Below are 12,600 nucleotides of genomic sequence, written 5' to 3'. Positions count from 1 at the left end.
CGCTGTGATATAACACCGGGCTGTTTCTCCTACAACTGGACGAGCCTATGAAAGCCAAGGCTGATGTACCTTTCGCACCGCTGAATATTGCAGTGCTGACTGTCAGCGATACCCGCACACTGGAAACCGACACCTCGGGTCAGCTCTTTGTCGACCGCCTGACCGCAGCCGGCCATTACCTGGCAGCCCGGGTGTTGCTCAAAGATGATCTCTACAAAATTCGCGCGCAAGTCGCCAACTGGATTGCCGACGATGTCGTGCAGGTTGTGCTGATCACCGGCGGTACCGGTTTTACCGGGCGCGATAGCACGCCGGAAGCCGTCAGTTGCCTGCTGGACAAACAGGTTGATGGATTTGGCGAGCTGTTCCGCCAGATCTCGGTTGCCGATATCGGCACCTCGACCGTTCAGTCCCGGACGTTGGCCGGCCTGGCCAATGGCACGCTGGTTTGCTGTTTGCCGGGCTCGACCAATGCCGTGCGCACCGGTTGGGACGGCATACTGGCCGAGCAGCTGGATTCGCGGCATCGGCCGTGCAATTTCGTGCCTCACCTGAAACAGGCAGCGCCTTGTGAATCCCGTGGGTAAGCCAGGCAAGACTGGCAGCCTGATGCCTGTCGAGCAGGCGCTGGCGCGCTTGCTGGAAATGGCCGAGACCTCAAGGATTGTCGAGCGTGAACGCTTGCCGTTGGCGCAGGTACAGGGGCGTGTGCTGGCTGAAGACCTGGTGTCGACCCTGGATCTGCCGCCCTGGCCCAACAGTGCCATGGACGGTTATGCCTTGCGCATGGCTGACTGGACGGGAGAGCCGTTGGTGGTCAGCCAGAAGGTGTTTGCCGGCCAGGCTCCCGATCCGCTGCAGCCAGGAACCTGTGCGCGCATTTTCACCGGGGCGCCTGTTCCCGCCGGTGCCGATTGCGTCGAGATGCAGGAGAACGCCGAGGTTCAGGCAGATGAGCGAGTACGTTTCATCGAGTCCTTGACCCATGGCCAGAATATCCGCCCGCAAGGCCAGGAAACGACCGTCGGCGAGTTGATTCTGCCGGCAGGTACGCGGCTGGGGCCGATCGAGCAAGGATTGGCTGCCTCATTGGGGCGCGCCGAGCTGGACGTCGTGCGCAAGGTGCGTGTGGCGGTGCTGTCCACTGGCGACGAGTTGATTGAGCCGGGGCAGGCGCTGGGTCCGGGACAGATCTACAACAGCAACCGGGTGTTGTTGTGTAGCTGGTTGCAGCGTTTGGGGTGTGAGGTCGTCGACGCGGGCATCCTTGCGGACAATCTGGAAACCACGCGTTCGCGATTGGGTGAGTTGAAGGATGTCGACCTGATCCTCTCCACCGGTGGCGTATCGGTGGGTGAAGCCGATTTTCTGGGCATCGCCTTGCGCGAAGAGGGCGAACTGACGCTGTGGAAACTCGCCATCAAGCCAGGCAAACCGTTGACGTTCGGGCATTTTCGCGGTGTGCCGGTGATCGGCTTGCCGGGCAATCCGGCGTCGACCCTCGTGACCTTTGCCCTGTTGACCAGGCCCTATCTACTGCGCCGTCAGGGTGTAAAGGAAGTTGAACCGCTGAAGGTGCAGGTGCCGGCAGGGTTTGACTGGCTCCAGCCTGGCAATCGGCGTGAGTATTTGCGCGGACGGCTGGAAAACGGCAGGGCGACGATCTACAAAAACCAGAGTTCCGGTGTATTGCGCAGCGCTGCCTGGGCCGATGGGTTGGTAGAGGTCCTTGAGGGACGCACGCTGGTTCAGGGTGATAGCGTCTTTTTCATTCCGTTGAGCGAAGTCCTGAGCTGACAGCTTCAGCGGATTCACCAAAAGAAACCCGGTTGATTGAACCGGGTTTCTTTTGGGTGGCCACTCAATGCGCCAGAAACAATGAAATGACCTGTTCGAAACGGCTATTGGCGATCCAGCCAAGCAGGCCCAGGATCACGGCTGTGCCGCAGGCGGAGTAGGCAAGCCTGTGCTTGATGGATTTAACGTCGCCCCGGACTTCGTCCATGTCCCTGCGTATGTGCTTGAGGTGTGCTTCCAGCTCGGTGACGCGAGGTTCCATATCAATTTCTCCGGTGGCTTTTGTGCTGCTGCATTCAGCTCGATCGCCTGCACTTTTTACGATGGTCGGTGAACCGAGGTTTTGGCTTTGCATGGCACGTCCTTGTGGTGTCCTGCGGTAACTCCAAAAGTCGACCAATTCAGACTCCCGGTCAATTGAGCTGATTCTTCACGTTTTGTAAGAAATTTCCTGTTGTGTGGGAGACCAAGACTCTCCAACTGGAAATAATCAGTGTTCTTGCGACCTTTAAGGGGGGGGCGTTGCGGTCAATATCTACCGGATGCCATTCAAGCCAGGAGTGAACGGATGGGAGATCGCATGGCGCTGGTGATTCTGCAGGGTAAACAGGCACTCAACGAGGCGGTTTGCACCGCTATCGAAAGCCTGTGCGAGCAAGGTCTCGGAAGGGCTTTACATCAACCCTGATGGTGAGCCGCTGGAAGGGGACAACCTGCGCTTCTCGGTTCGCCCAGCGGCGTTACTCGTGCATCTGCCTGAGGATTCGCCGCTGTTGCGTGCCCGTTCAGCGCCTAGTCATCAAGGCTGATGATTTGCTCACGTACGGCAAACAACACCAGGCCGGCCACATCGTAGATCTGCAAGCGCTTCATGATCTGCGAACGGTGGGTTTCGACGGTCTTGACACTCAGCCCCAGGCCATTGGCGATCTCTCGAGTGGATTTCCCGCGAACGATCAATCGCAGGATTTCCAGCTGGCGTGCCGTCAGGTTATGCGAGTCGGCAGGTTCCGGTTGGTGCTTCTGGTTTCGGGTCAGCGCCTGGTTGATCACCGTGTGGGCAATGGCCGGGCTCAGATAACGCTCATTGTTGCGCAAGGCCTCCAGCGCGTGCTCCAGTTCGGTCGCCGTGGTGTCCTTGAGCAGGTAGCCATGGGCTCCGGACTCCAGCGCCTGCATGATGAGGGCCGGGTCGGTGTGCATCGAGAGGATCAGGACCTTGCTCTGCGGGCGCACTCGCTTGAGTTGCTGCAAGGCTTCGAGGCCGCCGGTCTGGCGCATTGAAATATCCAGCAGGACAATATCCGGGGACAGATGCCCGACCATTTCGAGCAACTGCGAGCCGTCATTGGCCTCGCCGATGACCGCATAGCCAGGCAAATCCATTACCAGGGCGCGCACGCCAGCCCTGATCAGCGAGTGGTCATCCACCAGTAGTAAATTACAAGTCAATGCAGAACCTTATTCGAACTGGCCCGTTCGAGCGCACGGGGCGCCCAGGGAAAAAGAGCTTCGATCTGGGTGCCTTTGCCCGGCTCGCTGGTAACGGTCAGTGTGCCGCCCAGTTGATCGATCCGTTCCGACATCCCGGCCATACCGCGTTGCCCCTCACGACCTGGATCTGTTGCGGGCGCGAAACCCTGGCCATCATCGCAGATCTGCAACTTCAGGCCTTGGGGCAAGCGTTGCAGGCACACCACCAGGTTCTTGGCCTGGGCATGCCGCAGGATGTTGGTGACCGCTTCCTGAGTGATGCGGAACGCTGCCACAGCCATTTCCTCCGGTATGCCGGTCAGGCGTTGCTGGCATTCCAGACTCCAGTGCACCGGCGTGTTGGCCAGGGTCTTGAGCAAGTGTGCCCGCAGACTGGCTTCCAGACCAAGGCTGGTCAACTGCCGGGGATTGAGAATGGCGGATACGTCACGAACTTTGGTCAGGGTTTCTTCCAGCGTGTCGCAGAGAACCGAGCATTGCCCCTGAAGTTCTTCGGGCATCCGGCGCTTGAGCCAGTCACTTTGCAGTTTTGCGGCGGTCAGCAATTGACCGATGTCGTCATGCAGTTCCCGGCTCAGTCGGTGACGCTCGTTTTCCTGAACCTGCAACAGCCGGTCGGCCAGTTCCTGGGGCTGGAACTTGATGGATTTACGCGAGAGGCGGTACTGCACGGCAACACTGGTCAGTGCAACGATGTTGAGTGCCAGCAATGACAGTGGCAACGGGATGGACAAGCCATAGACCAGCAAACTGCCGAGCGTCGAGCAGGCGCATAGCAACAGCGTGAATGTGCGCGCATTTTCTCGGGAGGGTGGCCACATGGCGATTGACTTGAGGCTGGCGTGCATAGCGGATGGAGCCAATGGATGTTCGCTGCGGGCTGGCCGGTCATGCTGGCTGACAGGCCCATGTTGTTTAATCTGGAGCGTCGACTTCAACGGGATGTACTTTTTTGTTGGAGAGTTCAGCTCCGAACGGGAGCGAGCTGCGTCCGGCTGCAACCACACTGCCATTAATTGGCGTCAACTAATAGGCGGCATAGTAGCACTTAAGATACCGTTGGTCGCGTCTGTATATATGTCCGAAGAGTCAGGAGTCCAGTCGTTTTGACGATGGTTCCATCATGGGACAAGTTGGTTGTTGCCGTCGTGAAATACAGCTTTTCCCTGGGGATTTTTGTTGATATCAGGCATTACCCCGGTCAAGGCGGGCACGCAATTGTCGATGGATAGATAATGTTTGTTGAAATATGTCGCTTATGGCTATGAGATATTCATTTGCGACATGTGCGCACTCAAGTTACAGCGCGGTATTGATAACCAAAACACGCCAAACGGCATGGTTTGGCAAATTCAGGCCTGTTGTTCCAAATAGGGGACGAGGGTGAACGGCCTGGAATTGACCGGTGGTTGAAACCGGCTTTGCCCGACCTGAAAGGCAAACGCTTCGATAAGGATGACCTGCTCGCTGTCATCGAGACTGAGCTGTCCGGTGGTCTGGTCGATGAGTTCGAGTTGCCAGGCAATCAGGGTCAGACAGTCTTTCAGGGCGCTCAGCGCTTCGTCGTGCAGGCTCATCGTATTTTGTGCGTGGTTGAGCAGGCCATGAATATGCAGGGAAAACTCCGACACGGCCGCCAACGCCAGGGCATCGGCCTTGCTGGCCAGCTTGAGCAGCGTGCTGAGCATGCAGTCGATGGCGTCCTTGTCATTGCTGATCAGCTGTAGATGACTCAGGCATTCCTCGGTTTTAGCCAGGAGTGTTTCAGCCTCGACGAGAAACTCCGGGAGCCGCTGGGCCCACTCTTTACGGTCGTTCGGCATACTTATCTCCACAACGTCATGTCAAATGAGGGGATATCGTGCGTGTCGACGAGGGCGGTCTGGACCCCGGCATTGCCAAGTCGTCGGGTGAGCGGGTTTCGACTGGCCCGGAGGCAGGCTGGGGAACACGAGAGGGTGGTTGGCCACTTACTTGCGATCGCACACAAAAGCCTGACTCCGTTCATGCAATGAGAATGGCGTCACATTAATGGCTATTGGATATTGCGAATATCAGGTTGCACCTGATTGTTGATAGGGGAATCCCTTACGCAGCGGAACCTTTCACTCGAACCAGGGTCGCGTGGCGCAGAAGTGTAGCGGATGTGATAACGGCGCCAGTAAAGCATGATGTTAATGTGACATCAATGCCTTGGCGTGGCATTTTAGAGAGGGTCAAGTTTTGGCAAAAACAGCCGATAACCTGCTCTAAGTGAATTCATCCGAACAAGACCAGGAGTCATTGATGGCCGGCATTCTCGACACGGTAGACCAACGCACGCAACTGGTGGGTGAGAATCGCCTGGAAATTCTCATGTTCCGGCTCGCCGGACGGCAATTGTTCGCGATCAACGTGTTTAAAGTACAGGAAGTCCTGCAGCTGCCAAAGTTGACGCTGATGCCGCAGCGCCATCCTTTCGTGTGCGGCGTGGTCAACCTGCGTGGCCAGACCCTGCCGGTGATCGACCTGTCCCAGGCCATTGGCATGCGTCCATTGGTGCCGGGGCCTGGCAGTACGATTATCGTCACTGAATACAACCGTTCGGTTCAGGCCTTCCTGGTCGGTGGCGTGGACCGGATCGTCAACATGAACTGGGAAGCCATCCTGCCGCCTCCGAGCAGCGCCGGCCGCCAGCACTACCTGACGGCCATCAGCAAGGTCGACGATCAACTGGTGGAAATCATCGACGTCGAAAAGGTCCTGGCCGAAATCGTCCCGTACAACGCCAAGGTCTCCCGCGACAAGCTCGAAGATCCGGTTCTGGAACGCGCCCGTGGCCGTGAAGTGCTGCTGGTGGATGACTCGAACGTGGCCCTGGCGCAATTGCGCGATACCCTGGGACAGTTGGGCGTGAAGATGCACATCGCCAGCGACGGATTGAAGGCCTTGAACATGCTCAAGGCCTGGGCCGACACCGGCGTGGACATGACCGAAAAACTGCTGATGGTGTTCACCGATGCGGAAATGCCGGAAATGGATGGCTATCGCCTGACCACTGAAATTCGCAACGATCCGCGCCTGCGCGGCTTGTACGTGGTGCTGCACACCTCGCTGTCCGGCAGCTTCAACGACTCGATGGTAAAAAAGGTCGGCTGCGACAACTTCCTCTCCAAGTTCCAGCCGGACAAGCTCGTCGACGTAGTGCGCCAGCGCCTGATGCTTGACGAAGTACCGGCCTGATCAGGCCACGGTCAATCTGTAGGAGCGAGCTCGCTCGCGATGGTCTTGAACGATAACGCGTAAAACCAGATGCCCGGCGGCGTCCTTGGGTTTTTCGCGAGCAAGCTCGCTCCTACAGGTTTTTTGCACTTTGATTCGCTGACCAAGCTCGTATAGGGTGGCGTTTTTGCCTACCAGGGAGCTGGCCATGTTGCGTCTGAGCGCGCTGTATCGTTATCCGTTGAAATCCGGCAAGGGCGAGGTCTTGCAGCAAGTCGGCCTCGACAAGCTGGGGCTGGACGGCGATCGTCGCTGGATGCTGGTGGACGAGGCCAGCGGTCGCTTCCTGACCCAGCGGGCGGTGGCGCAGATGAGCCAGTTGTCGGCGTTGTGGAATGCCGAAGGCGGCTTGACCCTCAGTGCTCCCGGTCACTCACCGATTGATATCGCCTTGCCCGGCAGCGATGCGCAACTGCGCGGTGTGACCATCTGGCGCGATACCTTGCGCGTCCCCGATGCTGGCGACGCGGCAGGTGCCTGGGTCAGTGAGTTCATCGGTAAACCGACACGCCTGGTGCAAGTCCCGCTTGATCGGGCGCGGATGACAGAGGCCGGTTACGGCAAGGATGACGATCAGGTGGCGTTCGCCGATGGCTATCCGCTGTTGCTGATTGGTCAGGCCTCCCTCGAGGACTTGTCGCAACGGGTCGGGCGCCGGTTGGAGATGCTGCGTTTCCGGCCAAACCTGGTGGTCGAAGGCAGTGAAGCGTTCGCCGAGGACGGCTGGAAGCGTATCCGTATCGGCGAGGTCGAGTTCCGCGTGGTCAAGTCCTGTTCACGCTGCATCCTGACCACCATCGACCCGCAAACCGGGGAGCGCAGCGACGACCGTGAACCCCTGGCAACCTTGCAGAAATACCGTTCGCAGGCGGACGGCGCCATGTTTGGCCAGAACCTGGTCAACGACGGCAACGGTCGACTCGAAGTCGGCATGCCGGTGACCGTTCTCGAGTAAAACCCGTGAATAAAAAAATGCCCGTGTCCAGGAACACGGGCATTTTTTTCGCTGTAAAAACGCGGGGGTTTTAGCCGCGGTATTCGCACAGGTAAGCGGTGTCGACGGCCACTTTCAGCTGGAACTTGCTGTTGGCTGGAACGTTGAACTGGCTGCCGGCGGCGAAGGTTTCCCAGTCGCTGCTGTCTGGCAGTTTGACGGTCAATGCGCCACTGACCACGTGCATGATTTCACGCTGGCTGGTGCCGAATTCGTACTCGCCCGGAGCCATGACGCCGATGGTCGCCGGACCTTCTGCGGTGCCAAAGGCGATCGACTTGACGGTGCCGTCGAAGTACTCGTTGACTTTAAACATGGGCGATTCCTCGAAAAGGGCTAAAAAGGGCCGGCCAGTATGCACAAGGGGGCCGGTGCCGTCACCTCTCCAGAGGGGGGAGAATCTGCGGTAACAAGCGCGCCGTATTACGCGCATCTTCCAAAGCCCGGTGTTGCTGCCCGGTAAATTGCAGGCCAGCAAGTTGCAGCGCGCCGTTGAGCCCCAGTGGGCGCTCCAGGCGGCGAGCCTTGGCAAAGCGCTGTTTGAGGTTGATATGCGGCGTACGGCTCAGGACGCTGTCGAGTTGCAGGCGCTGCCATTCCTGAAGGAACTGCTGGCGATCGTAATCGCCCCAGCTGACCCAGCTTTCCAGCGATGAATATTGTCCCAGCCATTGTTCGAATGAGGGCCAGATTTCGCTCAGCGTCTGGGCCGAATCGACATCGGCCTGGGTGATGTGCGTCAGCTCCCGACAAAACGGTGTAAGCAGCGGCCGCCGCAGTGGCCGTACAAAGCACTGGAAGTGATCCACTTCGCGCCCTTTGCGGTCCACCAGGGTGGCGCCGATTTCAATGATTTCCATATCTGTTACCGGCCAACCACCCTCATCGGTGGTGGCCTCCAGATCAATGACCAGCCAATGAGGCATTGCAGGGTTCCTGGTATCCGCGTCCTGATGGGTTTGAGCGTAGCCAAACCCGGAGGTTCCGCCTAGCGGCTTATTCGACCTCCAACAGAATCTGCCGGTTTTTCACCTGATCCCCGACTTTCACTTGCAGGCGTTTGAGCACACCGTCGATGCCCGATTTCAACGGGTGTTCCATTTTCATCGCCTCCAGTACCACCAGCAGCTGGCCCTTGGAGACCGGGCTGCCTTCGTTGACCAGGACATCGACAATCGCCCCGTCCATCGGTGCCTTGAGGGTGCCGGAGCTGGCATTGGCCTGGCTGCGGACCGGCGCCTGGGTGCGGTCGACGAACTGCAGGCTGCCCGGCCGGGTAAACAGCCAGAGACGCCCGGTCTCCAGGCGGTAAGCGTGGCGATGGCGGATGCCGTCGATTTCGAGAGTGGCCCAGCGTCCGTCGCAGTGGATGATTTTCAGTTCGAGATTGTGCCCGGCGGCCTGAATGCGCAATGGCTCGCCCGGGATGGCCTGCAACGCGACCGGCCAATCCTGGTCCTCAAGGCCGATGCGATAGTGCAGCGGCACGCTGGCGTTGTTGCGCCAACCGCAAAGCGGGGCCGGATGAGCCTGCGCTTGGGCCTGATAGAAGAGGGCGGTCGCGATGGCCAGGTGTTGTGCGCCCGGGGTGTGGGATTGCAGACAAGGGTGGTCGGCGAAGTGTTGCGGGATGAATCCGGTACTGAATTCACCGCCGGCGAACTGCGGGTGATCCAGCAGGCTGGCGAGCAAGCGCTGATTGCTTTGCACGCCCAGCAGCACGCTGTCCTGTACTGCCCGCAGCAATTTGCGCCGGGCTTCCTCGCGGGTGGCGCCGTGGGCGATGAGCTTGCCGAGCATCGGGTCGTAGAAAGGGCTGATGACCTGGCCTTCGATCAGGCCGTGGTCGATCCGCACGCCGTCCTGCAATCCCGGCTCCCAGGCCACCACGCGCCCGGTTTGTGGCAGGAAACCCTGAGCCGGATCTTCGGCATACAGGCGCACTTCCATGGCGTGCCCGTGGAGCTGCACCTGCTCCTGGCGCAATGGCAGCGGTTGCCCTTCGGCGATGTTCAACTGCCAGGCCACCAGGTCCAGCCCGGTGATCAGTTCGGTGACCGGGTGTTCCACTTGCAGCCGGGTGTTCATTTCCAGGAAGTAGAACTGCCCGCGCGCATCCAGCAAAAACTCCACGGTGCCCGCGCCGACGTACTGCACTGCCCGCCCGGCCTGGAGCGCCGCTTCGCCCATGGCCCGGCGCAGTTCAGGCGTCATCACCGGGCAGGGGGCTTCCTCGATGACTTTCTGATGCCGGCGCTGCACCGAGCAATCGCGCTCGCCGAGGTAAATCAGGTTGCCGTGGCGGTCGCCGAACAGTTGAACCTCGACGTGACGTGGTTCGACCAGCGCCTGCTCGAGAATCAGTTCGCCGCTGCCAAAACCGTTCAGGGCTTCGGAGCGCGCGGTACGGATCTGTTCCAGCAAGTGGCCGGCGTCGTGCACCAGGCGCATACCGCGCCCACCACCGCCAGCGCTGGCCTTGATCATCAACGGATAGCCGATGCGCTCGGCCTCGCGGCTCAGGGTGGCGTCATCCTGTTCGGCGCCTTGATAGCCTTTGATGCAGGGCACGCCGGCTTCGAGCATGGCGATCTTCGAAAGGCGCTTGCTGCCCATCAGTTCGATGGCTTCGGGACTGGGGCCGATGAAGGTGATGGCGGCGTCCTGGCAAGCGCGGGCAAACCCGGCGTTTTCCGAGAGGAAGCCGTAGCCCGGATGGATCGCATCCGCGCCCGTGCGCCGGGCTGCGTCGAGGATGGCCGGGATATTCAAATAGGACTGTTGCACCGCGGCCGGGCCAATGTTGACTGCCTCGTCTGCCATCTGCACGTGCAGTGCGTCGGCGTCGGCGTCGCTGAACACGGCGACCGTGCGATAGCCCAACGCCTGAGCTGTGCGCTGGATGCGGCAGGCGATTTCACCGCGGTTGGCGATGAGGATTTTTTTGAGTCCGGGCATGGGGTGCTCCCTTGGGTTTTACGGTGAATGTGCTGGCCTCTTCGCTGGCAAGCCAGCTCCCACAGGATTTGTGAGCGACATAGATCCCTGTGGGAGCGGGCTTGCTCCGGGCGGCGTTCCGACGATGCTTTTTAAATGGCCCACCCCGGTTTGCGTTTTTGCACGAAGGCCATCGTTCCCTCGACGCCTTCTGCCCCGGTCACCGCTTCGCTGAACCATTCGGCAGCCTGATCCAGCAGTGCATCCGAGGGTTGCCCGGCACTCGCCAGCAGGAGTTTCTTGGTCGCCGCATTCGCCCCCGGCGCACAACACAACACATGGGCCAACACCTCATCGAGACGCTCGGCCAATGCTTGCGGATCATGCTCGACAAAATGCACCAGCCCCATGCGGCGTGCCTGGGTACCATCAAAGCGCGCCGCCGTCAGGGCCAGGCGCCGGGTCTGGGTCAAACCGATGCGTTGCACCACGAACGGTACGATCTGTGCCGGCAACAGACCGAGACTGGTTTCCGGCAGGCCGAATTGCGCCTGGTGATCGGCCAGGGCGATATCGCTGACACAGGCCAGGCCCAAACCGCCGCCGAGCACCGCGCCTTGCAGCACGGTAATCACCACTTGCGGGGCGTGTTGCACCTCTTGCAATAGCGCGCCGAATACCCGGTTCAGGTCCCGGTGCGCCGTCGAGCCTTGAGCGCGGGCATTGGCCATGTCCTTGATGTCGCCGCCGGCACAGAAGTGCCCGCCGACACCGCCGATTACCAGCGCGCGAACCCCTGGTTTATCCCGTACTGCAGCCAGCACCGAGCGCAATTCGGTGACCATCTGCAGGCTCATCGCATTGCGACATTCGGGGCGATTGAGGGTGATGTGCAATACGCCGTTGTGCAGTTCCAACAGCAAGGTCCGGCATGCCGGCAAGCTGCTCATTTGTTTTTCCCCGGCAGAATGCCCATCAGTTTGCAGATGATCCCCAGCATGATTTCGTCGGCACCGCCGCCGATCGATACCAGCCGGACATCGCGGTAGGCCCGGGCCACCGGGTTGTCCCACATGAAGCCCATGCCGCCCCAGTATTGCAGGCAACTGTCGCTGACTTCGCGGCCCAGCCGCCCGGCCTTGAGCTTGGCCATGGAGGCCAGGCGCGTCACGTCCTGGCCTTTGATGTATTGCTCGGTGGCCTGATAGACCAGCGCCCGCAGGCATTCGATCTCGGTTTGCAGTTCAGCCAGGCGGAAGTGGATCACCTGATTGTCGATCAGCGCATTGCCGAAGGTCTTGCGCTCCTTGCAGTACTCGATGGTGCTGTCGACGCAGTACTCCAGGCCCTTGATCATGTTGGCGGCACCGAACAGGCGTTCCTCCTGGAACTGCAGCATCTGCATCATGAACCCCGCGCCTTCATGGCCGATGCGATTGCGCTGCGGTACACGCACATTGTCGAAAAATACCTGGGCGGTTTCCGAGCTGCGCATGCCGAGCTTGTCCAGGTGCGAACTCAAGCTGATACCCGGTGTGTTCATCGGCACCATGATCAGCGATTTGTTGATGTGCGGTTTGTCGTCCGAAGTATTGGCCAGCAGGCAGATGAAGTCGGCGCTTGGCGAGTTGGTGATCCACATCTTGCTGCCGTTGATGACGTAGTCGTCGCCGTCCTTGCGCGCGGTGGTTTTAAGTCCGGCGACGTCGGAGCCGGCGCCGACTTCGGAGACACCGATGCAGCCGACCTGCTCGCCGCTGATGGCCGGGCGCAGGAACTCTTCGCGCAATTCATCGGAACCGAAACGTGCCAGCGCCGGCGTGCACATGTCGGTCTGCACGCCGATGGACATCGGAATACCACCGCAATGAATGGTGCCGAACTCTTCGGCCGCGACGATCGAATAGCTGTAGTCCAGGCCCATGCCGCCGAATTTCTCCGGTTTCGAGATGCCCAGCAAGCCAAGGTCGCCGGCCTTGCGGAAGATGTCGTGGATGGGGAAGCGCCCGGCCTTTTCCCATTCCTCGACGTGCGGGTTGATCTCGTGTTCGACGAATTGGCGAACGGTGCGGCGCAGTGCTTCGTGTTCCTGGGTGAAGATCATTTTTATTGTTCTC

The 12,600-nt window shown here is 59.9% G+C and carries 13 protein-coding genes and 1 pseudogene; 5 read left to right on the top strand and 9 right to left on the bottom strand.

Annotation, left to right across the window (positions count from 1 at the left end):
* Positions 1-47: 47 nt before the first annotated feature.
* Positions 48-587, top strand: a complete 540-nt coding sequence (gene moaB / locus ACLD1X_RS20645) for a molybdenum cofactor biosynthesis protein B (protein ID WP_008020368.1) — start codon at positions 48-50, stop codon at positions 585-587.
* Entirely contained in the window at positions 571-1,797 is a 1,227-nt protein-coding gene (locus ACLD1X_RS20640) for a molybdopterin molybdotransferase MoeA (protein WP_429370777.1), read from the top strand. The genes moaB and ACLD1X_RS20640 overlap by 17 nt, the downstream gene beginning before the upstream one ends.
* Before the next feature lie 64 nt (positions 1,798-1,861).
* Here ACLD1X_RS20640 and ACLD1X_RS20635 read toward each other — a convergent pair whose 3' ends face one another.
* The gene (locus ACLD1X_RS20635; protein ID WP_429370775.1) at positions 1,862-2,152 is read right to left on the bottom strand and encodes a hypothetical protein; all 291 of its coding nucleotides are present in this window, start codon (positions 2,150-2,152) and stop codon (positions 1,862-1,864) included.
* A 301-nt stretch (positions 2,153-2,453) separates the two neighbouring features.
* Here ACLD1X_RS20635 and ACLD1X_RS20630 point away from each other — a divergent pair.
* Positions 2,454-2,606 (top strand): annotated as a pseudogene (locus tag ACLD1X_RS20630) (lipid kinase YegS); the annotation flags it as partial.
* Here the strand turns inward: ACLD1X_RS20630 and ACLD1X_RS20625 are convergent.
* The 3 genes from ACLD1X_RS20625 to ACLD1X_RS20615 form a co-directional block, all read right to left on the bottom strand.
* A complete protein-coding gene (locus tag ACLD1X_RS20625) occupies positions 2,590-3,249 on the bottom strand; it encodes a response regulator (RefSeq protein WP_429370773.1) in 660 nt (219 codons plus the stop codon). The pseudogene ACLD1X_RS20630 and the gene ACLD1X_RS20625 sit on opposite strands and share 17 nt — an antisense overlap.
* Positions 3,246-4,139 (bottom strand): sensor histidine kinase, encoded by an 894-nt coding sequence (locus ACLD1X_RS20620; protein WP_429370933.1) that lies wholly within the window; start codon positions 4,137-4,139, stop codon positions 3,246-3,248. The genes ACLD1X_RS20625 and ACLD1X_RS20620 overlap by 4 nt, the downstream gene beginning before the upstream one ends.
* 504 nt (positions 4,140-4,643) lie before the next feature.
* Complete coding sequence (locus tag ACLD1X_RS20615) at positions 4,644-5,114, bottom strand: hypothetical protein (protein WP_429370771.1); 471 nt, start codon at positions 5,112-5,114, stop codon at positions 4,644-4,646.
* 463 nt (positions 5,115-5,577) lie between these two features.
* Between ACLD1X_RS20615 and ACLD1X_RS20610 the strand changes: the two genes are divergently transcribed.
* Together ACLD1X_RS20610 and ACLD1X_RS20605 are read left to right on the top strand one after the other, a co-directional pair.
* The gene (locus ACLD1X_RS20610; protein WP_007973464.1) at positions 5,578-6,513 is read left to right on the top strand and encodes a chemotaxis protein CheV; all 936 of its coding nucleotides are present in this window, start codon (positions 5,578-5,580) and stop codon (positions 6,511-6,513) included.
* A 187-nt stretch (positions 6,514-6,700) separates the two neighbouring features.
* A complete protein-coding gene (locus ACLD1X_RS20605) occupies positions 6,701-7,507 on the top strand; it encodes an MOSC domain-containing protein (protein ID WP_429370769.1) in 807 nt (268 codons plus the stop codon).
* A 70-nt stretch (positions 7,508-7,577) separates the two neighbouring features.
* On the opposite strand, the gene ACLD1X_RS20600 is transcribed toward ACLD1X_RS20605, so the two are convergent.
* The 5 genes from ACLD1X_RS20600 to atuD all read right to left on the bottom strand — a co-directional run bounded on the left by ACLD1X_RS20600 (position 7,578) and on the right by atuD (position 12,587).
* Positions 7,578-7,862, bottom strand: a complete 285-nt coding sequence (locus ACLD1X_RS20600) for a pyrimidine/purine nucleoside phosphorylase (protein ID WP_007940055.1) — start codon at positions 7,860-7,862, stop codon at positions 7,578-7,580.
* Positions 7,863-7,923: 61 nt separating this feature from the next.
* Positions 7,924-8,472 (bottom strand): exonuclease domain-containing protein, encoded by a 549-nt coding sequence (locus ACLD1X_RS20595; protein ID WP_413423729.1) that lies wholly within the window; start codon positions 8,470-8,472, stop codon positions 7,924-7,926.
* A 70-nt stretch (positions 8,473-8,542) separates the two neighbouring features.
* A complete protein-coding gene (locus tag ACLD1X_RS20590) occupies positions 8,543-10,504 on the bottom strand; it encodes an acetyl/propionyl/methylcrotonyl-CoA carboxylase subunit alpha (RefSeq protein ID WP_429370766.1) in 1,962 nt (653 codons plus the stop codon).
* A 131-nt stretch (positions 10,505-10,635) separates the two neighbouring features.
* The gene (locus ACLD1X_RS20585; protein WP_429370764.1) at positions 10,636-11,433 is read right to left on the bottom strand and encodes an enoyl-CoA hydratase/isomerase family protein; all 798 of its coding nucleotides are present in this window, start codon (positions 11,431-11,433) and stop codon (positions 10,636-10,638) included.
* Entirely contained in the window at positions 11,430-12,587 is a 1,158-nt protein-coding gene (gene atuD / locus ACLD1X_RS20580; RefSeq protein ID WP_429370762.1) for a citronellyl-CoA dehydrogenase, read from the bottom strand. The genes ACLD1X_RS20585 and atuD overlap by 4 nt, the downstream gene beginning before the upstream one ends.
* Positions 12,588-12,600 lie beyond the last annotated feature (13 nt).

It is taken from the genome of Pseudomonas sp. 18173 (assembly GCF_050432945.1).
In the GTDB taxonomy this organism is placed as follows: domain Bacteria; phylum Pseudomonadota; class Gammaproteobacteria; order Pseudomonadales; family Pseudomonadaceae; genus Aquipseudomonas.
The sequence above is the reverse complement of the archived record's forward strand: the minus strand, read 5'-3'. Positions and strand labels throughout refer to the sequence as shown.